Genomic DNA, 21,957 nt, shown 5'->3' on the forward strand with positions numbered 1-21,957 from the left:
AGCTGCTTCCGGAGGATGAGCCTGCCCTGCTGGCAGTCGGCACGCTGTATGGAGTCGGTGTCGGCCCGGGCGATCCGGAGCTGATCACGGTCAAAGCTTGCCGTCTGCTCAAGGAATGTCCGGTTATCGCGTATCCCGCCGCCAAAAAAGGCGGCAAGTCCTACGCCCACGAAATCGTGGAAATGTATGTGGATGCAGAGCAAAAAACGATGCTGGGCCTCGTCTTCCCCATGACCAAGGATCCGGTGCAGCTGGAGAACGGGTGGCGCTGGACAGTTGAGCTGTGCTGGAATGAGCTGCGTCACGGGAATGATGTTGCTTTTGTGACCGAGGGTGATCCTAACCTGTACAGCACGTTTATCCATTTGGCCCGGCTGATGCAGGAGCTTCATCCCGGGGTGCCGGTTGTGTCCGTTCCGGGAATCTCCTCGGTGCTGGGTGCAGCCGCTGCGCTCGAACAGCCGCTTGCCGACGGCAACCAGCGGGTAGGCATTATTCCGGCAACCGAAGATCGTGAGGCGCTGAAGGAGGCGCTGCTCCATCACGACACCATCGTATTCCTAAAAGTAGCGAAGGTACTGGATACCGTGCTGGATGTCTTGGACGAATTAGGCCTGGGCGGCAAAGCCTCGGTTGTCACCAAAGTGACTTCACCGTATGAAACGGTATGGCGGGATGCGCGCAAGCTGCGCGGCACGGAGCTGGAGTATTTGAGCCTGATGGTGGTGAGCAAATGACAGACCTGCTGCTGGAGCCAAAAGTATACATTGTCGGTGCCGGACCCGGCGACCCTGAGCTGATTACCGTCAAAGGCAGCCGGATTCTTCGTTCGGCGGATCTTGTGCTCTACGCGGATTCGCTGGTAAGCGAAGCGCTGATACACAGCGCTAAGGGCGGGGCTGAAGTGCTGCAAAGCTCGGGCATGGATCTGGAGCGGCAGGTGGAGCTGATGGTCCAGGCTGTCCGGACCGGAAAAAGCGTCGCCCGTGTGCACACCGGTGATCCTTCCATGTACGGGGCGATCCTTGAACAGATGTCGCTGCTGAAGCTGTGCGGAGTCAGCTATGAGATCGTCCCGGGCGTCAGCTCCGTCTTCGCTTCGGCAGCGGCACTGGGTGCGGAGCTGACGGTGCCGGAACTGACGCAGACGGTGATCCTGACCCGTGCCGAAGGACGCACACCTGTTCCGGAACGCGAGCAGCTGCGCCGGCTGGCCGAGCATCACTGTACGGTGGCGCTGTTTCTCAGCGCTTCGCTGGCCGGGCATGTTGCCGGGGAATTTCTCGCCGCCGGCTGGAGTCCCGATACACCTGTGGCTGTCGTTAAGCGGGCGACCTGGCCGGACCAGCAAATTCTGCGGACGACAGTGGAGCGGCTGGAAGGAGACCTGCAGGAAGCCGGGATTACGATGCATGCGATGATTCTGGCCGGAAGGGCATTGGATCCGCAGCTGGTTGACCATGGAGCGCCCCGCTCCAAGCTTTATGATAAGACCTTCACCCATGGGTTCCGGGAGGGGACCGGCCAGCATGGCTAGGAAGTATGCGGCCGTAGCTATTACGCGGAACGGAATCAGACTGGCCTTGAAGCTGGGTGGGCTGCTCGCAGATACTGAGGTGTATTGTTATGCGAAATACAGCGGGGAGCTGGAGGAGATTCCCGGCGAACGCCGGATTTTCAGTTCTGTCAAAGAGCTGCTGCCGGCGCTCTTCCGGCGTTATGAAGCTGTTATTCTGTTCTTCTCTCTCGGTGCAGCCGTCCGGCTGATTGCTCCGCTCCTGCAGGACAAAAAAACCGATCCTGCGGTCATTGTCATTGATGAGGGCGGAGAACATGTCATCAGTGTGCTGTCCGGCCATCTGGGCGGGGCGAACAGGCTGACGCTGCAAATCGCTGAACTGCTGCAGAGCCATCCCGTGATTACTACAGCATCGGACGTGCAGGGCACCTTCGCGGCAGATCTGCTGGGCCGCGAATTCGGCTGGCGTGCGGATAGCTTCGCCCCGATGAAAAGTATCAGTGCGGCTATCGTCAACGGTGAGCCGGTAGCCTTCCTGCAGGAGACCGGCGAGCGGGACTGGCTTCCGGCAGGCGCTCTACTGCCGGAGCATGTCCGGCTCTGCGGGGACATGCTAGAGCTGCTTAAGGCTCCCCGCAGCGCGGCAATTGTTGTAACCGACCGCCTGCTGAAGCCGGGGGAGGCTGCGGTGCTTGGGGAGCGGACTGCCGTGTACCGGCCCCGCAGTCTGGTGCTCGGCCTCGGCTGCAACCGCGGAACACCGGCAGCAGAGCTGGAAGCCGTGGTAATGGAAACCCTGGCTGAACTGGGCTTGTCTCCTTTAAGTGTCCGTAATGCCGCAACCGCTGCTATTAAAGGTGATGAAGCAGGGCTCCTTACGCTGTGCGGGAAATACGGCTGGGAGCTCAGCCTGTATTCTCCGGAGCAGCTTAACTCCGTGCCGCTGGACTGTCCTTCTGAGATTGTATTCAAGGCAACCGGTGCTTATGGTGTCTGTGAACCAGCAGCGCTATTGTCTTCCGGCAGCGGTCAACTGCTGTTGACGAAGAAAAAAAGCGGCAATGTAACGATTGCTGTAGCCAGGGTGACTTATACCGGATAAGGGATATCCCGGTAATGTTAATTTTCGGGATCGGAGGGGGGAAAGTGGATGGATGAACAGGATGAGAGCAGTAACCTGAAGAAACAGCTAAGCCAGCAGCAGCACCGGCCGCGCCTCATCATAGCTGGCACCGGCAGCGGCTCGGGCAAAACGACTGTGACACTGGGGCTGATGCGGGCTTTTGCCCGGCGAGGGCTGAAGGTGCAGGGCTACAAATGCGGCCCGGATTATATTGATCCGGCCTATCATGCTGCCGTAACGGGCTATCCTGCCCGCAATCTCGATTCCTGGATGACCCCGGATAGCTATCTACTGGAATATTTCCTGCGTTCCTCCGAGAATGCAGAGCTCTCGGTCATTGAAGGGGTTATGGGGCTTTATGACGGTAAAGAGGCAGCGGCTCTGACTGGCTCTACTGCCGAGATTGCGCTTCTCACAGACAGCCCCGTTCTGCTTGTAGTGGATGTGCGCAGCATGGGCCGCAGCGCGGCGGCGGTTGTGCTTGGCTTTCAGCAGCTGGAGCCGCAGGTGCGGATTGCCGCCGTAATGGTGAACCGCTGCGGAAGCGCCAGCCATTTCCGCATGGTCAAAACGGCGATCGAAGCCGCCTGCGGAATCCCAGTTATCGGCGGGCTGCCGCGGGACGGCGGGCTGGACATTCCGGAACGGCATCTGGGCCTGCTGCCCGCCGTGGAGCGCGGGGAGCTGGAGCCCTTGTTTGATCACGCCGCCGATCTGCTGGCGGAAGGTACAGATCTGGAGATGCTGCTGGGCATTGCACAGGCAGCTAATCCGCTGCCTCTTGGTGCAGAAGACAAGGTTCGTTCCTGCATAGCAGCTTCATCCGCATCTGGCCGGACATCGGAGGAAATGCGGGCTGGCCCGGCTGCAGATGGCAGAAAGCCCCCGCACCCGGCTCCGGTCATCGCCGTCGCCAGGGATGCCGCGTTCAATTTCTACTACGCCGACAATCTGGAACTGCTGGCCCGTGCCGGAGCGCGGCTGGTTGAGTTCAGCCCGCTGCGCGGAGATGGCATCCCGCCGGAGGCAGACGGCATTTATCTCGGCGGCGGTTTCCCTGAGGAGTTCGCAGCCGAAATCGCCGGCATGGAGAGCTTTCTTGCAGGCCTTAGAGCTGCTGCAGGCCAGGGAATGCCGCTGTATGCGGAATGCGGCGGATACATGGTGCTGGCCCGCACACTTACCGACCGTGCCGGAGCTGTGCATAAGATGGCTGGGGTAATACCAGCCCATGCAGTCATGCAGGAACGGCGTGCGGCACTCGGCTACCGTGAGGTTACAGCGCTGCAGGACAACCTGCTGCTCAAGCAGGGAGAGCGTCTGCGCGGCCATGAATTTCATTACTCCGTGATGAGCTACGAAGCAGGGGAACCCCGGTCCTATGCCTATGAGACCAAGGGAAGGGGAGGCGTTCATCCTGAGGGGTATCACAAGGGAAATGTCATGGCCGCCTATGCGCATATTCATCTGGCCTCTTATCTGCCGGCGGCGGCACGGCTGGTGGCGGCATGCCGCAGCTATTTGCGCGGAAAAGACTTTAAGTGAAGGATGCAGCAGCCTGCCCGGGTATTCCGAGTAGCTGCTGCATCTTTTTTTGCTTTTAAGAGATGTGTGTCAACCGCTTGTCATATGAACAGCAGCCACGTATAATAATTTCAGAAGAGCGCTTTATTATCGGAATTATAACGGAGAAGCCGGTGACCCGGCTTTGCCGCTCATAACGAAGGGAGACTGCTGCAGTGAGAATACTGGGAGCAATTGAAGCAGGGGGAACAAAGTTTGTATGTGGAGTCGGGTATGAAGACGGTACAATTATCGAGCGGGTAAGCTTTCCTACGACTACCCCGCAGGAGACAATGAGTCTGGTGCTGGACTATTTTACCGGCAAGAAGGTAGAGGCGATCGGAATAGGTTCGTTCGGACCGATTGATCCGGTGCTTGGCAGTCCCACCTACGGACACATCACCACTACTCCTAAACCCCATTGGGGAGGATATAATCTGGTTGGCGCTGTTACCGGACAATTTCAGGTGCCGGTTGGTTTCGATACGGATGTGAACGGTGCTGCGCTGGGCGAATATACGTGGGGTGCTGCGCAAGGACTGGACAGTTGTCTATATATTACTGTCGGCACAGGTATCGGAGCCGGTGCGGTTGCCGGAGGAGAGCTGATTCACGGCTTGTCCCATTCGGAAATGGGGCATATTCTCGTTCCCCGGCATCCCGAGGATACCTACAGCGGCTTCTGCCCTTATCACGGGGATTGCCTGGAAGGCCTGGCTGCGGGTCCGGCGATCGGCAGCCGCTGGGGCAAGCCTGCCGGGGAGCTCCCGGCGGATCATCCGGCCTGGGCGATGGAGGCTCACTATCTGGCCCATGCTCTGATGAACTATGTACTGATCCTGTCTCCGCAAAGAATCGTTATGGGCGGCGGTGTCATGAAGCAGAGCCAGCTGTTTCCCCTGATTCATGCCAAGCTGCAGGAGCTGCTCAGCGGGTATGTCCAGCATCCAGCGCTGAATGCAGAAATCGGCAGCTATATCGTTCCGCCGCAGCTTGGCGACAATGCCGGGCTCTCCGGAGCACTGGGTCTTGCCAAGCTGGCACTCGCCAGAGCGTAGCATAAAAAGAGATTGACTGTACGGAAATTTATGGTATTGTAGGATTCAACAGTATAGCATTCAGAGGAAGCACCTCTTTCACGATTATCGTGAAGGAGGTGCTTTTTGTGCGTTCAGGAGATGTATTGGAGCTGCGGAGGCTCCGGTTACACCGGGGCCTCCGGCCGGCGCAGCGATCATGCTTGCTGTAAGACGAGGAAGGTAGGGATTCAAATGCAGATTGTATTTATGAACCGGTTATCCAGAATATCTGGAGTAGAACAGGAGATTTTTGCCCAGCTCTGGATTGGCGAGGAGGAGGGAGTGTGGCGCCTGGGCTGGAAGGATTATGCCGGCAGCCTTGAAATGGATGAACATATCTGGTATGAGGGCAGCTCTTGGAATGAAATGCTCTGCGTCTACAGGCACGAGCTGGCAGTGAAGATGGGTGCCGGTTATCGTCCGCTGATTGATGGAGTATTTCATGACGAGGAGAACCTGGCCCAGCGAAGCCGTGAGCAGCTGCAGCTGCAGTACTACAGTGAACAGCACGGCAATGAGACAGTCTATGATGAGCTATGTGCCTGGCGCCGGGGCAAGGCATCCAGCGAACGGAAAGCGCCTTATATTCTCGCCAGTAACCGTCTGCTGCGGATGCTCAGCGCCTACCTGCCCCGCACGCCTGAGGAGCTGCTGCAAATTCCGGGTGTAGGGGAAGGAAAGGCTTCGCAGCATGGCGGGGATTGGCTGAATATCACCGCTGCTGTACCCCGGGAGCACAATTATCCTTTGAATTGGGTATTTGAAGCGGTGGATGATGAGGAATTCTCCTCCTGGCTCTTCAAGCAGAAAGAGATCAAATACAAGAAACAGCTGGAACGTTTGCGGCTGCGGCGGATCCTGCTTCAAGGTATTGAGAACGGCCTTGATATGGAGCAGCTGAAGGCATCCAGCGGAGTCAGCCGCCGCGAAGTGCTCGAATCAGTAGAAGAGCTGGAGAAGGAGGGGTATTCGGTGGAGAAGCTGATCGAGCTGGAGTTAAGGGAGGTTACGGCGGATGAGCAGAACCGCATTTGGACTGCCTATGAGCTGATGGGTGATTCCTATCTGAAGCCGGCGCTTTATAAAGCTTACGGGGAGAACTTTTCACCAGCTGAGGGGCTGGATCTGTATTATGAACGCCTGCGGCTGATCCGCATCCGTTTCCGCCGGATACAGGAAGCGGGAATGGGAATGGCGACAAGCTTTTAACCAGACAGGCATACACAGCCCCTTTATGAATTAGCGGTTATTTGGGTTATGATACTGGTAAGCGCGATTACAAAAGGAGCGATTCTTATGATTGTGACGTTGACAGTTAATCCAAGTGTGGATGCCAGCACCAGTATTGATAAGGTAGTTCCGGACCACAAGCTTCGCTGCCGGGAAGCCTCGTATAAACCGGGAGGTGGAGGGATCAATGTGTCCCGGGCGATCCACAGATTAGGTGGAGAATCTCTGGCTCTTTATGCTTCGGGCGGTCTGCATGGGCAATTGCTGCAGCATATGCTTGAGCAGGAGGGCGTGCGCCAACAGGAAATCCGGATCTCTGGGCAGACGCGGGAGAATCTGATCGTCGTTGAGGAATCAACGGGACAGCAGTTCCGCTTCGATATGCCGGGTCCGCATTTTATTGAAGGGGACTGGAAGCAGTGCCTGGAGCAGCTACAAGCCTTAGCGGAGAAGCCAACCTACGTTGTTGCCAGCGGCAGCCTGCCGCCGGGGTGTCCGGCAGATTTCTATGGACGCGTAGTAGAAACTGCGAAGCAGTGGAATGCCCGGGTAATTGTGGATACTTCAGGAAAAGCGCTGCAATACGCTGCTGATGCCGGTGTCTACCTGCTGAAGCCGAATGCGCGTGAACTGGAAGAGCTTGTCGGGCACGGCATCGCTGGCGATGAAGAATTAAAGGCAGCTGCGCTGGAGCTGATTGAACAGGGACGGACAGAAGTGGTGGTGGTCTCTTTAGGCGGACAAGGTGCACTTCTGATTACCAGGGAAGGCTGTGAGCATCTGAATGCTCCTGAAGTTCAGGTGCTTAGCGTCGTTGGTGCAGGAGACAGTCTGGTAGCAGGGACCGTATATAGCCTGGAGCGCGGGTGGCCTCTGCGCGAAGCTGTCCAGTTCGGAATCGCCTCCGGCAGCGCGGCCGTGATGAACCCGGAGCGGGAGCTGTGCAAGCGTGAGGATACAGAACGTTTATTTGCAGCGATGAAGGAAGCGGATCAGGCAGGCGGCTAATCAGCGTCATGCCGGAAATGTGTTGTTTGTGATCTAACCAAAAAGGCGAAGGTTTCCTCAACCCTTACGGTAGCGGTAACCTTCGCCTTAGCGTATTCGTCCGTTAATGTTCATAGCCAATCCTTTTTGCGGAAAATAACCAGCATCCCGCAGCCGAGCGTTACCATTACGGCGATTACTCCATAGTAACCATATTGTGAATGGGTCTCGGGTATATTGTCGAAGTTCATCCCGTAGATACCGGTAATAACCGTCAGCGGCATGAATATCGTTGTAATTGCGGTAAATACTCTCATGATTTCATTGGCACGGTTAGCGATACTGGATTGGTAGGCTTCGCGCAAGTTGCCCATGAGGTCGCGGTAGGTCTCGAATGTTTCAGAGATTTTAACCGCATTCTCATAAATATCGCTAAAGTACTTCTGCAGCTGATCATCGATCAGGCGGAGGTCCTTTTTGTTTAGTGTGTTGATAACTTCCTTCTGCGGCCCCAGCATCTTCTTCAGCCACAGAATTTCACTGCGCAGACCGATAATTTCGCTTAAGTGCGATTTCTTGGTATGCATGAGGATATCCTCTTCAAGCTTTTCGATCCGTGCTTCAATCCGGTCGCCGACGGAGAAATAATTATCCACGACGGTGTCGATCAGATGGTAAAGGAAACGGTCAGGTTCGCTGACCTCCTGCTCCCACAGAATGGGCTTCAGGACACGCAGCTCATGAATTTTTTGCTTGGTGACGGTAATTATGAAATGTCTGCCCAGAAAAACGTTAAGCGCCCGGAGGAAAATCTCCTCATCATCAAAACGGATGCTGTTGACTACAATAAAATAATGGCTCTCGTAAATTTCAATCTTCGGCCGCTGCTCTTCTTCGCTGAGGCAATCCTCAACGGCCAGATCATGCAGATTATACAGAGGCTGAAGCAGCTCCAAATCCTCGTCATCGGCATCGATCCAGTAGAACCCTTCTAAAGGGGCGGTAAGTGTTTCCTCAATATCATCGATCGGTGTAAAAACCCCTGCATTCACCAGCCGGATTTTCATCTGATTCACTCCTTCTGTCCCCGTTCTTCTCCAGGGGTATGCTAATTAAAGCACACGGAAAAAATCAGCTTGGCCGGTGGTACAATCAAGGAATCGGCCAGAATGACGTTTCGAGGACATAAAGAAGAAATGCTCCCGCCGCCGGCAAGCTGATGTTAATCCTGTGTGGTTGCTCACTTTGTACGCTTAACTGCGCACCCGGGTCGCCTTCCATTCTTTACTCACCTCTTCTTTTCGTCAATTGTGCTGTGAAACACTTGTCTAGTATAACGCCGGGATATGCCTCTTACAAGCTAAATTCTTTACAGTTTAGGGGCTCTTCAGCATTGTATGGACTTGACGAAAAGCAGGTTCATGATTTAAAGTAAATTTTAAGAAAATAATTGAATACAGCTAAATCTTATCAAGAGCAGGTGGAGGGACTGGCCCGATGAAACCCGGCAACCGGCGTGTACACGCACGGTGCTAATTCTTGCGGAAGCTATGCAGGGGAAGAAGATATCCCGGCATCGTTCTCTGGCAGATGAGAGAGGCGCATATGACTACAGCTATATGACCTTTCTCGTGCGAGAAAGGTCATTTTTGCATGCTTTACAGCGAGTAGAAGGACACTAATTCGATTAAGGAGTGGACACTGCAATGCCAATCAAAATTCCCGACAGCTTACCGGCCAAAGAAATATTATCCGGAGAAAATATCTTTGTAATGGATGAGAGCCAGGCTTTTCATCAGGACATCCGTCCGCTGCGGATTGCGATCCTGAATTTAATGCCTACCAAGGAAACAACAGAAACGCAGCTGCTGCGTCTGATCGGGAATTCCCCGCTCCAGGTCGATGTAGTCCTGCTTCATCCGAGCTCCCATACCTCCAAGAATACTTCAGCTGAGCATTTGGAGAGCTTCTATACAACCTTTGATGAAATCAGTCACCGCCGGTTCGACGGCCTGATTGTGACCGGGGCTCCGGTAGAGCAGCTGGAGTTCGAGGACGTGAATTACTGGGAAGAGCTGAAGCGGATTTTTGAATGGAGCAAGCATAACGTAACCTCGACCATGCATATCTGTTGGGCAGCACAGGCTGGATTATATCACCACTTCGGCGTGCGCAAGGTTAGTCTGCCTGAGAAATGCTTCGGCGTCTTCCCGCACACCTTGAGCCATAATAACTTCAAGCTGCTGCGCGGTTTTGACGAGGTATTCCATGTTCCGCATTCCCGCCACACCGACGTTTCCAGGGAAGACATCGAAGCGAATCCCGATCTGACGATTCTTGCTGAATCCGAAGAAGCCGGAGTCTATCTTGTGTCAACACATGACGGCAGGCAGATTTTTGTCACCGGCCACTCCGAGTATGATCCATTCTCCCTGAAATGGGAGTATGACCGCGATATAGCCAAAGGAATGGATATTGCACTGCCGAAGCATTACTATCCAAAGGATGATCCGCAGCGTACCCCGCCGGCCGTATGGCGTGCCCATGCTAACTTATTGTTCGCCAATTGGCTCAATTACTATGTATATCAGGAGACCCCTTACGATATTGGTCCCATCATTTAATCATAGATGAGAAGAGAATGCTCAACACCACATTTAGGAGGCTTACCCATGGACGAGAAACTAAGGATTGAAAGCAGACTGGCGCAGATTGGCTCACAGGAGGATCCTGCTACCGGTGCAGTGAATTATCCGATTTATAATGCAACGGCATTCCGCCACCCGAGACTTGGACAAAGCACAGGTTTTGATTACATCCGTACCAAAAACCCGACCCGGTCGGTGCTGGAAACGGCTGCTGCCGAGCTGGAATCCGGCGATGCCGGCTTTGCCTGCAGCTCCGGTATGGCTGCGTTAACCACCGTGTTTGCTTTGTTCGGCCAAGGCGACCATCTGGTAGTTTCGCTGGATCTGTATGGCGGAACCTACCGGCTGCTGGAACGGATTCTTTCGAAGTACGGCATCAGCGCCTCCTATGTGGATACTAATGACCTGGATGGCCTGGAAGCGGCCCGCCGTCCGAATACGAAGGCTGTGTTCATTGAGACTCCGACCAATCCGCTGATGATGATAACCGATATATCGGCAGTTTGTACGTGGGCCCGCCGGCATGAGCTGCTCACGATTGTAGACAATACGCTGCTGACTCCATTCTTCCAGCGTCCGCTGGAGCTGGGTGCAGATATTATTGTCCACAGCGCGACCAAATATCTGGGCGGCCACAATGATGTTCTGGCGGGTCTGATCGTGACTAAAGGCACCGAGCTCTCGGCAGAAATGGCCATCCTGCACAACTCTCTTGGTGCTGTGCTTGCTCCTAACGACAGCTATCAGCTGATGAAGGGTATGAAGACTCTGGCCCTGCGCATGGAGCGGCATGAGAGTAACGCGCTGGCTATTGCCCGTTATCTGCTGGAGCATCCGGCAATCGGGGAGGTATTCCATCCGGGGCTGCCGGATCATCCCGGCTATGAGATTCAGAACCGCCAGTCCTCCGGGAATACCGGAATCTTCTCCTTCAAGGTAAAAGACGCCAGATATGTGGAGCCGCTGCTCCGCCATATCCGTCTGATTGCTTTCGCTGAAAGTCTGGGTGGCGTGGAATCGCTAATGACCTATCCGGCAGTGCAGACCCATGCCGACATTCCAGCGGAAATCCGTGATGCGGTCGGTGTGGATGACCGTCTGCTGCGCTTCTCCGTCGGCATTGAGCATGTAAATGATCTGATTGCGGACCTTGCCCAGGCGCTCGAAGCGGCACGGATCGAGCTGGAGCAAGCTGTGACAGCTGAATAATTATTTAAGGAAGACGGCAGCGAGGTTCATGCGCTGCCGTCTTTTTTGTGGGAGCCGGCGGCAAAAGATTTTTCAAGCCGCCGGAATTTATGTTACGATGGGAGAACGAATGCAATTATAAGATTCCTATCAACAACTAGATTTTATCAACCATATTGTATGGACTTTAAAGGAGGCTGCGAACGATGAGTGCGATAGATCTTATTCTGGATAAGACGCTGAAAGGCGAACGTCTCGGGCTGGAAGACACTATCCGGTTGTTCGAGAGCAACGAAATTGAGAAAATGGGCGCTGCCGCAGACGTCATCATGAAACGTTGGCACCCCGATCCGATCACTACATTTGTAATTGGACGCAATATTAACTATACCAACGTATGCGATGTGTATTGCCGTTTCTGCGCGTTCTACCGCAGACCTGGTTCAGAGGAAGGGTATGTGCTTCCCGACGAAACCATCTATCAAAAAATCGCCGAGACGATTGCTGTGAACGGCACCGAAATCCTCATGCAGGGCGGGACGAACCCGAATTTGCCGTTCAGCTACTATACGGATATTCTCCGCGGGATTAAACAGCGTTTTCCGGAAATTACGATGCATTCCTTCTCCCCGGCGGAGATTATGAAGATGGTCGAAGTATCCGGATTACCGCTGGAGCAGGTAGTCCGCGAGATTCATGCCGCTGGGCTGGATTCCCTTCCGGGCGGCGGAGCCGAGATTCTTGATGACCGTACCCGCCGCAAAATCAGCCGGCTCAAAGGCTCCTGGCGCGAGTGGATGGATGTCATGCAGACTGCGCACAAAATAGGCATGAACACTACGGCAACCATGGTTATCGGTCTTGGTGAGAGCATGGAGGAGCGTGCGCTGCATCTGTTGCGTGTTCGTGAAGCCCAGGATGAATGCATCGCCAATAAATATGATTCTGAGGGCTTCCTGGCGTTTATCTCCTGGACCTTCCAGCCGGATAACACCAACCTGAAGCTGGACAGACAGACTCCGGAAGAATACCTGAAGACGGTGGCCATCAGCCGCCTTGTCCTGGACAACATCAAAAACTTCCAGTCCTCTTGGGTAACTATGGGACCGGAGGTCGGAAAGCTGTCCCTCCAATACGGCTGTAATGATTTTGGCAGCACCATGATTGAAGAAAACGTGGTCTCATCCGCTGGTGCCACTTACAAGGTCAACATCGAATCGATCACCCAGCTGATCCGTGAAGCAGGCAAGATTCCTGCACAGCGCAATACGCGCTACGACATTCTGCGTACCTTCGAAGACGGAAACACGAAGATCGACAATGATTTTGTAATGCAGAACTAATATATAGATGTGCATAACCCCCGCCAAGCAGTGAGCCACTGTTTTGCGGGGGTTTATTATGCACGGGTTGTCGAATTGTGACGTGAGACGACACAAGGGATGTAAGGGACATTAGTTCCAGTGTTTGGTCTTTAATTGAAATAACATCCACCTACGTATATATTATCTAACACTATATGAAGGTTTTAGGTTGTTTTTGATCAAAGTTTCATTAAAATATACTATATTTAAATCCAGGAATAATTACATTCGAATATTTGTGTAATGTTATTTCACCTATTAAGTTATGAAAATTACCTTTTGGATTAAAGATAGTGTGTCTCTTTTTACCATAATTTCACTTTTGAATCAGGCACCATAACTAAATTCAATGCTAAAAATGTGATATTTTACACAACTATTGAACTTAGTTTATGATTTTCGCTAGATTCATATAATCCCATATGATACAATCTTCCTCGGTCACTATAAAGAAAAAACTGGGAGGATTAATCGCTTATGGGAGAAAGACGATGGAACAAGCCGGTAGCTTCTATACTGGCAACCACGGTTCTGACTGCACAAGTTTTAAGCGGAGTTTTTGCAGGGCCGATTTTGGGAGTAAAGAAGGCTGCGGCAGCGGGCGCTGAAGTGGTTGCTGCTGGAGCGGTTAATCTGCGCTTGATGAGTACTACAGATGTTCATACTAATGTGAAAAGCTGGGACTACTTTAAAAACAGTGAATCCTTAACAGTGGGGTTGGACAAAACAGCGACTTTGGTGAAACAAGCCAGAGCAGAGGACAAAGGGAAAATCAATCTTTTACTAGATAATGGCGATTTGATACAAGGCACACCACTGGGAACTTATATGGCGAAGCAGATGGACGCAGACGGCAATCTTAACCAAATTCATCCGATGATTGCTGCTCTGAATGCCATGCACTACGATGCGGCTACCATGGGGAATCATGAATTTAATTATGGTTTGGATTATCTGGAGAGCATAACCTCCGCAACATCCGCTACTTATAAGTATACAAATATTCCTTTTTTGAATGCGAATGTATATGTGGATGACAAGGACGATAATCCAGATAATGATGTTAATTATTTCACTCCATATAAAATTGTAGATAAAACATTTACAGACAGTAACGGAGTAGAGCAGACGCTTAAGGTCGGTCTGCTTGGGTTGGTAACACCGCAAATTATGCAATGGGATAAAGCCAATCTGGAAGGTAAGGTAATCACCAAGGATATTGCCGAAACAGCTGGAAAATATGTTCCTTTGATGAAAGCTGAAGGTGCAGATATTATTGTCGCTATGGCACATACGGGATATGATGGTTCTGCTGTGATAGGTGACGGCTCAGAAAATGACATTAATGCACTCAGCAAGATTCCTGACATTGATGCCATTACATTCTCACATACCCATAAGATATTCCCTGCTGCAGACGAAACATCTCTGGATGCGTTGTTCAAGGATAATTCCGGAAAGGTACTTCCGGGCATTGACAATGCCAAAGGCCAGATTAACGGTGTTCCGGCCGTTCAGGCCGGCTATGGCGGTGGTTATCTGGGACTGATCGATCTTGCTATTGTTCCTGATCCGCAGAAGAGCGGACATTGGAAGGTGGACAAGACGGCTTCCCTTTCATCCACACGTTCTATTTATAAAACGGAAAACAAGGTAAACTACACTACTGTTGAACCGGATGCAGAAGTAGACGCGGTTGTTGATGCTGCTCATAAGGCAACGATCGACTATGTCAATCAACCGCTGGGTATAACGGATGTACCTATGAACAGCTACTTTGCTATGGTGCAGGATGATCCGACTGTACAGATTGTGACCTATGCTCAGAAGCATTATGTTGAGAATCTGATTAATACTGATCCGGCTTTAGCCCAGTATAAAGGGAAAGCCATTCTCAGTGTAGGTGCACCATTCAAGGCCGGACGCAATGGTCCGGATGAATATACTGAAATTGCAGCAGGCCCCTTGACCATTCGCAGCGCAAGTGATTTATACCTCTATGACAACACGCTGAAAGCAGTCATGATCAAGGGTTCCACAGTAAAAGAATGGGTGGAGATGAGCGCGGGTGCCTTCAATACTATTAACCCGGCAATTTCCACGCCGCAGGCACTGCTCAACTCTCAATTTGCGGTCTACAATTTCGATGTTATCGATGGAATCCAGTATAAGATAGACGTTACCAAAGATGCGAAATACGATCCGAAAGGTAATATCATCAATGATTCGTACAGTCGGGTTACGTCCATTACGTATGACGGCAAGCCGCTTGATATGAATCAGGACTTTATCGTCGTTACCAATAACTACCGTGCAAGCGGCGGAGGTAACTTCCCGGGTCTCAAAGGTATCACTCCGATTATTGATACATTGGAAGAGAACCGTCAGGTTCTGATGGATTATATTAAGGCAGAGGGCAACGTTAAGCAGCCTGCTGATAACAACTGGTCCATCCAGCCGATTAAGGGAGATGTCAAAGTAACCTTTACCTCTTCTCCAAAAGCAAAAAAAGTTTTGCCTACCAATGAGAAAATTACCGATACAGGCACTATGGATAGCAAAGGGTTTGAGATTTATAACCTGGATCTGAGCGGGGATATCAAGGTTCACATTCTTGGAATCAATGACCTGCACGGACAATTGGATACAACGTCTTATGTTGGCGACAAGCCTGTAGGTACGGCAGCTATTCTCGCAGCATACCTGAAAACAGCACGTGCGCAATACGATAACACATTGCTAGTCCACAACGGGGATTCCGTGGGGGCTTCTGCTCCGGTATCCTCTCTGGAGCGCGACAAGCCGACTCTGGAATGGATGAACATGATGAAGTTTGATGTCGGGACTTTGGGCAACCATGAGTTTGACCAGGGTGTAGCAGCACTGAAGGCGCAAATCTTTGGCGGTGTAGACCCAGTCAATAAGAATGTTACGCATGAACCAGTGAATTTTGACTATATCAATGCTAATGCGGTTGACAAAGAAACCGGAAAACCAATCATCAAGCCTTACGTAATCAAAGAAGTTGGCGGCGTGAAAATTGGATTTATCGGTGTCGTTACCAAAGCTACTCCAAGTAAAGTATCTCCAAAGGGAACAGAAGGCGTGAGATTCCTAAGTGCTGAGGAAGAAGTAGCAGCCATTAACAAATATGCAGCTGAGCTTCAGGCTGAAGGAGTTCAAACGATTATCGTCCTTGCCCATGATCCGGCAACGACCAAATCTGGAGTGACTACAGGGGAAGCTGCGGATTTAGCCAACGCCCTTCCGAAGGATTCTCCAGTTGATGTAATCTTGGCGGGTGACAATCACGCATTAGCCAATGATGTAGTAAACAACAAGCTGATAGTTCAAGCTTATTCCTATGGTACTGCGTTTGAAGATGTCAAATTGGTTATTGACCCGGTTACCAAAGATGTCAAATCCAAAACAGCTTCTGTAATTTCCACTTTCCAAGAAGGTGTGACCCCAGATGCAGAAACGGTGGCTTTGGTGGATAAATATCTCAAACTTCACCCTGAGCTTACTCTGCCTGTAGGGACTACTGACGGAACAATCACCCGTACAGATGCTTACAACAATGAATCTGCCCTGGGTAACTTAATTGCTGACGCAATGCGGCAAGCTGATTTCGGTGACGGAGTAGCTACTGCTGATTTCGCCTTTATGAATCCGGGCGGCATCCGTGCAGATCTTCCGAAAGGCAATGTATCTTTTGGTGATCTTGCCAAAATTCAGCCATTCGGTAACACATTAGTAAAGCTGACTCTTACCGGTGAACAAATCAAAACGTTACTCCAACAGCAATGGGCAACTAAAGCTGATGGAACTGCAGATACGAAGACACTGCAAATTTCGGGCTTGAAGTATTCCGCTGATATGGATCTGCCTGTGGCAAGCCGCGTTATTTCCCTTACTAAGGCAGATGGAACACCAATCAGCATGACTCAAAGCTATACTGCCGTGGTTAACAATTTCATGGCTGCAGGTGGCGATAACTATAAGGTGTTGACCTTAGCCAGTAAATCCCTGGCTGGTCCAATTGATTTGGATGTATTTTACGATTACATTAAGAAAACTTTCAAAGGCGGTCAGATCACAGCGAAGATCGAAGGCCGGATCAACAACAAACCTGTTCCTACTACCACTCCAACTCCGACTCCAGTAACCATTCCAGGCGGAACAGGAACAGCAACACCAACACCAACTGCAACACCGGCACCAACAACAAGCCCTGCACCTTCGGCAACACCGGCACCAACAGTGAAGCCGGTTCCTTCGGCAGTACCGTTCAAGGATCTGGGCAAGGTAGTATGGGCTCAGGAAGCCATCAGCTCCCTGGCTACAAAAGGGATCTTGAAGGGACTTGAGGACGGCAACTTCGCACCAATGAAGAACGTTACCCGTGCGGAATTTGTTACTATGCTCGTTCGTGCCCTAAACCTCAGCAACTCCAATGCATCGGCAAGCTTCAGCGATGTGAAGCAGGGTGCATGGTATACTGACTCTATCGCTGCTGCTGTCCAGGCAGGTCTTGTCAAAGGCTCCGGAAACGGCAAATTTGAACCGGGTCGTCAAATTACCCGCGAAGAAATGGCGATTATGATTGTCAATGCTCTTGCAGGACAATTGCCTAAGATTGACACTTCTGCGGCTCTAGGTGAATTTGCTGACAAGTCCTCCATTGCCCCTTATGCTCAGGAAGCTGTTGCACAGCTGACTCAGGCGGGAATTGTAAATGGTGTGGACGGCGGTAAATTCGCACCGAAAGCAATCGCGAACCGTGCGCAGGCTGCAGTCATTATTTACCGTATGCTGGAGAACAAAGCTTCCTAATCTTTCATTTAACCAAAGGTGTTTCGTCAGTCATCTCCGGATGGCTGGCGGAGCATCTTTTTTTCATTATCTTCATTAAATGCAGTTTGTTGCTCAAGCAAAAAAGCCCGGTGCAAATCACGCCGGGCCTTTCACATTTCTTACCTGTAAGCCAATTTATTTAACAGCAGCTTCCCATTTGCAGCGGACCGGAGAAACGATTGCATTTTCTTTCTTAAGCTCTGTAAAAGCTTTGTCGATGGCTTTGCGTTCCAGTCCGGAGAGCTTTTCTACTTCGCCTGCGCTGAGCGGATTCGCTGAAGCTTTGAGAATATCCAGTACCTGATCTTTTACACTCATGTGTACACTCCCTATTCACTATAATTTTAATTGAAAGAATGAACTCTTAGATTTGTAGTATAGAAGAGAGCTTAGGGAAATGCAGTGATGTTTGTGGGGATAATCACAAAAAGTGTCACAGAACATATTTACATATAAATCCAAAAGTGATATCATAATTATATCAAATACATATCTTATGGAGGTGCCATTATGAAAGAAAAAGTATTGCGTCCGGTTAGTGGTTTCTGGGTGATTGCATTGATCGCCATTTGTATCGGGGGCGGGGTTTACGGGGCAGTTCAGGAGTATATCACGGTGCCGATTATTCTTTTTGTCCTTGCTTCGGTGTTGTGCACCAGTATTAGTGTGGTACAGCCCAATAAGTCGGTTGTGGTAACATTCTTCGGGCAGTATGTCGGAACAATTGTGCATAGCGGTTTATGGGCAGTTATTCCTTTTAGTATCCGTAAGACAGTATCGCTTCGGGTACGCAACTTCAATAGTGTTAAGCTTAAGGTTAACGATGTAGAGGGAAATCCGATTGAGATTGCAGCAGTAATTGTTTTCAAAGTCATTAATTCGGCTAAGGCACTGTTCGATGTCGATAAATACATGGCCTTTGTGGAAATCCAGAGTGAGACAGCGCTGCGTCATGTAGCCAGTAAATATCCGTATGACAACTTTAATGAGTCCGGGATGTCGCTGCGGGCCAACGCTGACGAAATTGCCAAAGAGCTGGCAACTGAACTGCAGGAACGCCTTTCCTTGTCCGGGGTAGAAGTGATTGAAGCGCGTCTGACCCATTTAGCGTATTCAACTGAAATTGCCAGCACAATGCTGCAGCGCCAGCAGGCTTCTGCGATTCTCTCGGCACGGCAGATTATTGTGGAAGGTGCAGTCGGCATGGTAGATATGGCTATCCGCCAGCTGAAAGACAGCGGTGTTGTGGAGCTCGATGAAGAACGTAAAGCGGCAATGATCAACAATCTGATGGTGGCGATTGTGTCGGAGCGCGGAGCGAGTCCGGTCATCAACGCCGGCTCGTTGTACTAGAGGGCGATCCATTATGGCGGCCAAAAAAAGCTTTCCGCTGCGGATCGATCCTGAGCTGCACGAAGCGTTGGAACGCTGGGCGGGAGAGGAATTTCGCAGCGTTAACGGACATATTGAATATTTGCTGCGTGAGTCTTTGAAGCGGGCGGGCCGCTTGCCAGGCAAAAGAAGCCGGGAAGAGGAGTGATTAGTACAGGAAACTTCACCTGCACTAAGCTGCTTGACTGTCATATTTTGAATGTCGACCGCCGGCAGGCTTGACGGAAGCTGGCGACAGATTTATAATTACTCCATAATTCACGTTAACAGCTTCGACAAAGATATGGATCGTTGATTCAGGACCGCTTCAGAGAGAGGGAACAAGGCTGCAATTTCCTCCGGTATCCGGCATTCGATCTACCCCTTTATAGCTGCGGTTATGAACTCCCGGTACATTTACTAGCCGGGACAGTAAGAACCGCCGGTTCATGGCCGTTAATCCATGCTGACGAAGGATTCTGTTTCTGGAATCGAATTTGGGTGGAACCACGGGTGCAATCACTCGTCCCTTTGCGGGACGGGTGTTTTTTTGTATGCGTGGATTCTTCCGTTCCGCAGAATTCGCCGCCCCGCGCGGGCTCAACAAATGAAGTTTTCGCCACAGGTAATTAGTGATGGCTAACCAATCCCTTAGGAGGAACAACAATGTCAGTAAGTATTAAACTGCCGGACGGATCGGTCCGGGAATATGAGAACGGAAGCAGCATTGAGGATGTAGCCGCTTCGATCAGCAGCGGACTTCGCAAGAATGCAGCCGCAGGCAAGCTCAATGGAGTCGTTGTCGATTTGTCGACGCCTCTGGAGGAGGGCGCACTGGTGGAGATCGTAACCTTGGATTCCCCCGAAGGCCTGGAGGTTATGCGCCACAGTACAGCTCACTTGATGGCTCAGGCGGTTAGACGCCTTTTCGGTGCGAAGGAAGTTAAGCTGGGGGTAGGTCCGGTTATCGAGGACGGCTTCTACTATGATATGGACCTGGAACATCCGCTTAATCCGGAGGATCTGTTGAAGATCGAGAAGGAAATGGAGCGCATCGTTAACGAGAATCTGCCGATTGTGCGCAAAGAAGTCAGCCGTAAGGAAGCGCTCGAGATCTTTAGTGAACTGGGCGATCCGTATAAGCTGGAGCTGATTGAGGCTCTGCCGGAAGACAGCGTGATCTCAATCTACGAACAAGGCGAGTTCTTCGACCTCTGCCGCGGTCCGCATGTACCTTCGACTTCGAAGATCAAAGTGTTCAAGCTGATGAATGTGGCTGGGGCTTACTGGCGCGGAGACAGCAAGAATAAAATGCTTCAGCGTGTATACGGTACTGCCTGGATCAAAAAAGCGCAGCTGGACGAGCATCTGCACCTGCTGGAGGAAGCGAAAAAACGTGACCACCGCAAGTTGGGCAAAGAACTGGAAATTTTCACATTCAACCAGCTGGTTGGACAAGGCCTTCCGATCTGGCTGCCAAAAGGTGCGAAGCTGCGCAGTATTCTTGAGCGCTATATTGTGGATCTGGAAGCAAGCCTTGGTTACCAGCATGTATACACTCCTGTACTAGGTAACGTAGAGCTGTATAAGACTTCCGGACACTGGGAGCACTACCAAGAGGACATGTTCCCTAAAATGGTCATCGACACCGAGGAGTTCGTGCTTCGTCCGATGAACTGCCCGCATCACATGATGATTTATAAGAGCTCGATGCATAGCTACCGTGATCTGCCGATCCGTATTGCTGAGCTGGGCACTATGCACCGCTACGAAATGTCCGGCGCGTTGACCGGTCTGCACCGTGTACGCTCCATGACGCTGAATGACTCGCATATTTTCTGCCGTCTGGATCAGATCAAGAGTGAATTCAAACGTGTGCTGGAGCTGATCAAACAGGTATACAGCGATTTCGGTATTCATGATTACCGCTTCCGCTTATCCTACCGTGATCCGCAGGATACAGAGAAGTATTTCCAGAACGATGAAATGTGGGAAACTGCACAGCGTATGCTGCGCGAGGTAGCCGAAGAAGCGGGTCTGCCGTTCTTTGAAGCGGAAGGTGAAGCTGCCTTCTATGGACCGAAGCTGGATGTGCAAATCCGCACGGCGCTGGGTAAGGAAGAAACTCTATCCACTGTACAAATTGACTTCCTGCTCCCTGAGCGCTTTGAATTGGAATATGTCGGCGATGATGGTAACAAGCACCGTCCGGTCGTATTGCACCGCGGAATTCTTGGCACCATGGAACGTTTTGTAGCCTTCCTGCTGGAGAACTTTGCAGGTTCTCTGCCACTGTGGCTGTCACCGCAGCAGGTTAAGATTATACCTGTATCTTCAGCCTTTGATGACTATGCCAAGGAAGTCGAAGCGAAGCTGCTCAAGAGTGGTATCCGGGCTGAGGTCGATCTGCGCAATGAGAAGATGGGCTATAAGATCCGTGAAGCCCAGCTGGAAAAGCTTCCATATATGTTCGTAGTCGGTGAGAATGAGATGAATGCCGGTTCCGTATCGATCCGCAAACGCGGGGAAGGCGATCTCGGAGCAAAACCGCTAGATGAAGTTATCGAATCGCTGAATGCGGAAATTTCCGGCCGCGTAATATAATTTTGCCGGGAGCTCTGCCGCAATCCGGCTTATAGTCACCCAACAAAAACCTCTGTCATCAGCCTCGTGGAGCCGAAGAATCGTGCTTCATGTATAAAATTTTGTGAAACGGGAAACCTTCGCTAATAGGGGGAGGTTTAACAAATGAACAAAATGGGCTTATGCCAGAGGTTTTGGTGTCTGACTGTCACGATTGTGCTTGTATTGACTGCAGCCGGCATTTATCCGGATTATGGAAGCAAGTCAGTAGAGGCCAGCGGGATGGCAGACACTGCAGATCAGCTAAGCGTCAGCACAATGAAGCCAGGTAATTTACAAAATACACAGGATTCACCCTTCTTTACAAGCAGAAGCGGAACAGAGCAGCAGGTTATGCAGTCTACAGGCCGTGCCATTGTATATTCACAGGAGGCTCTTTTTACGG

The 21,957-nt window shown here is 51.3% G+C and carries 16 protein-coding genes and 1 riboswitch; of the genes, 14 read left to right on the forward strand and 2 right to left on the reverse strand.

Translation table 11 applies throughout. The annotated features are described in order from the left end of the window. The first annotated feature begins 26 nt into the window (after positions 1-26). From cobI to JRJ22_RS07890, 7 genes are all read left to right on the forward strand, one after another. A complete protein-coding gene (cobI, locus tag JRJ22_RS07860; RefSeq protein ID WP_232381171.1) occupies positions 27-737 on the forward strand; it encodes a precorrin-2 C(20)-methyltransferase in 711 nt (236 codons plus the stop codon). Positions 738-742: 5 nt separating this feature from the next. Continuing rightward, the gene (gene cobM, locus JRJ22_RS07865; protein ID WP_206105037.1) at positions 743-1,537 is read left to right on the forward strand and encodes a precorrin-4 C(11)-methyltransferase; all 795 of its coding nucleotides are present in this window, start codon (positions 743-745) and stop codon (positions 1,535-1,537) included. Continuing rightward, positions 1,530-2,621, forward strand: coding sequence for a cobalt-precorrin 5A hydrolase (locus JRJ22_RS07870; RefSeq protein WP_206103957.1), 1,092 nt, complete (start codon positions 1,530-1,532; stop codon positions 2,619-2,621). The genes cobM and JRJ22_RS07870 overlap by 8 nt, the downstream gene beginning before the upstream one ends. 48 nt (positions 2,622-2,669) lie before the next feature. Continuing rightward, positions 2,670-4,187 (forward strand): cobyrinic acid a,c-diamide synthase CobB, encoded by a 1,518-nt coding sequence (locus tag JRJ22_RS07875; protein WP_206103958.1) that lies wholly within the window; start codon positions 2,670-2,672, stop codon positions 4,185-4,187. A gap of 194 nt (positions 4,188-4,381) precedes the next feature. Next, complete coding sequence (locus tag JRJ22_RS07880; RefSeq protein ID WP_269751876.1) at positions 4,382-5,263, forward strand: ROK family protein; 882 nt, start codon at positions 4,382-4,384, stop codon at positions 5,261-5,263. A gap of 105 nt (positions 5,264-5,368) precedes the next feature. Continuing rightward, on the forward strand, positions 5,369-6,493 hold the full coding sequence (locus JRJ22_RS07885) for an HRDC domain-containing protein (RefSeq protein WP_332461371.1): 1,125 nt from the start codon (positions 5,369-5,371) through the stop codon (positions 6,491-6,493). A gap of 87 nt (positions 6,494-6,580) precedes the next feature. Further along, complete coding sequence (locus JRJ22_RS07890) at positions 6,581-7,522, forward strand: 1-phosphofructokinase family hexose kinase (RefSeq protein WP_206103959.1); 942 nt, start codon at positions 6,581-6,583, stop codon at positions 7,520-7,522. A gap of 110 nt (positions 7,523-7,632) precedes the next feature. On the opposite strand, the gene corA is transcribed toward JRJ22_RS07890, so the two are convergent. Further along, positions 7,633-8,568 carry a magnesium/cobalt transporter CorA gene (corA, locus tag JRJ22_RS07895; protein ID WP_206103960.1) on the reverse strand — a complete coding sequence of 312 codons (936 nt, stop codon included), beginning with the start codon at positions 8,566-8,568 and terminating at the stop codon, positions 7,633-7,635. A 397-nt stretch (positions 8,569-8,965) separates the two neighbouring features. Next, positions 8,966-9,098: riboswitch (SAM riboswitch) on the forward strand. A 109-nt stretch (positions 9,099-9,207) separates the two neighbouring features. Here corA and metA point away from each other — a divergent pair. From metA to JRJ22_RS07915, 4 genes are all read left to right on the forward strand, one after another. Beyond that, on the forward strand, positions 9,208-10,125 hold the full coding sequence (metA, locus tag JRJ22_RS07900; protein ID WP_206103961.1) for a homoserine O-acetyltransferase MetA: 918 nt from the start codon (positions 9,208-9,210) through the stop codon (positions 10,123-10,125). 48 nt (positions 10,126-10,173) lie between these two features. Continuing rightward, positions 10,174-11,358 carry an aminotransferase class I/II-fold pyridoxal phosphate-dependent enzyme gene (locus JRJ22_RS07905; RefSeq protein ID WP_206103962.1) on the forward strand — a complete coding sequence of 395 codons (1,185 nt, stop codon included), beginning with the start codon at positions 10,174-10,176 and terminating at the stop codon, positions 11,356-11,358. Positions 11,359-11,543: 185 nt separating this feature from the next. Next, the gene (gene mqnC / locus JRJ22_RS07910; RefSeq protein WP_206103963.1) at positions 11,544-12,680 is read left to right on the forward strand and encodes a cyclic dehypoxanthinyl futalosine synthase; all 1,137 of its coding nucleotides are present in this window, start codon (positions 11,544-11,546) and stop codon (positions 12,678-12,680) included. Between the two features lie 498 nt (positions 12,681-13,178). Continuing rightward, positions 13,179-17,537 carry a bifunctional 2',3'-cyclic-nucleotide 2'-phosphodiesterase/3'-nucleotidase gene (locus JRJ22_RS07915; protein ID WP_206103964.1) on the forward strand — a complete coding sequence of 1,453 codons (4,359 nt, stop codon included), beginning with the start codon at positions 13,179-13,181 and terminating at the stop codon, positions 17,535-17,537. A gap of 156 nt (positions 17,538-17,693) precedes the next feature. Here the strand turns inward: JRJ22_RS07915 and JRJ22_RS07920 are convergent, their stop codons facing one another. Continuing rightward, entirely contained in the window at positions 17,694-17,876 is a 183-nt protein-coding gene (locus tag JRJ22_RS07920) for a transcriptional regulator (RefSeq protein WP_206103965.1), read from the reverse strand. 192 nt (positions 17,877-18,068) lie between these two features. Here JRJ22_RS07920 and JRJ22_RS07925 point away from each other — a divergent pair, with 192 nt between their 5' ends. The 3 genes from JRJ22_RS07925 (at position 18,069) to thrS (ending at position 21,533) form a co-directional block, all read left to right on the forward strand. Beyond that, the gene (locus JRJ22_RS07925; protein WP_206103966.1) at positions 18,069-18,911 is read left to right on the forward strand and encodes an SPFH domain-containing protein; all 843 of its coding nucleotides are present in this window, start codon (positions 18,069-18,071) and stop codon (positions 18,909-18,911) included. A gap of 13 nt (positions 18,912-18,924) precedes the next feature. Further along, the gene (locus JRJ22_RS07930; RefSeq protein ID WP_206103967.1) at positions 18,925-19,098 is read left to right on the forward strand and encodes a type II toxin-antitoxin system antitoxin; all 174 of its coding nucleotides are present in this window, start codon (positions 18,925-18,927) and stop codon (positions 19,096-19,098) included. Between the two features lie 497 nt (positions 19,099-19,595). Then, positions 19,596-21,533, forward strand: a complete 1,938-nt coding sequence (gene thrS / locus JRJ22_RS07935) for a threonine--tRNA ligase (RefSeq protein WP_206103968.1) — start codon at positions 19,596-19,598, stop codon at positions 21,531-21,533. Positions 21,534-21,957 lie beyond the last annotated feature (424 nt).

The organism is Paenibacillus tianjinensis (assembly GCF_017086365.1).
In the GTDB taxonomy this organism is placed as follows: Bacteria; Bacillota; Bacilli; order Paenibacillales; family Paenibacillaceae; genus Paenibacillus_AQ; species Paenibacillus_AQ tianjinensis.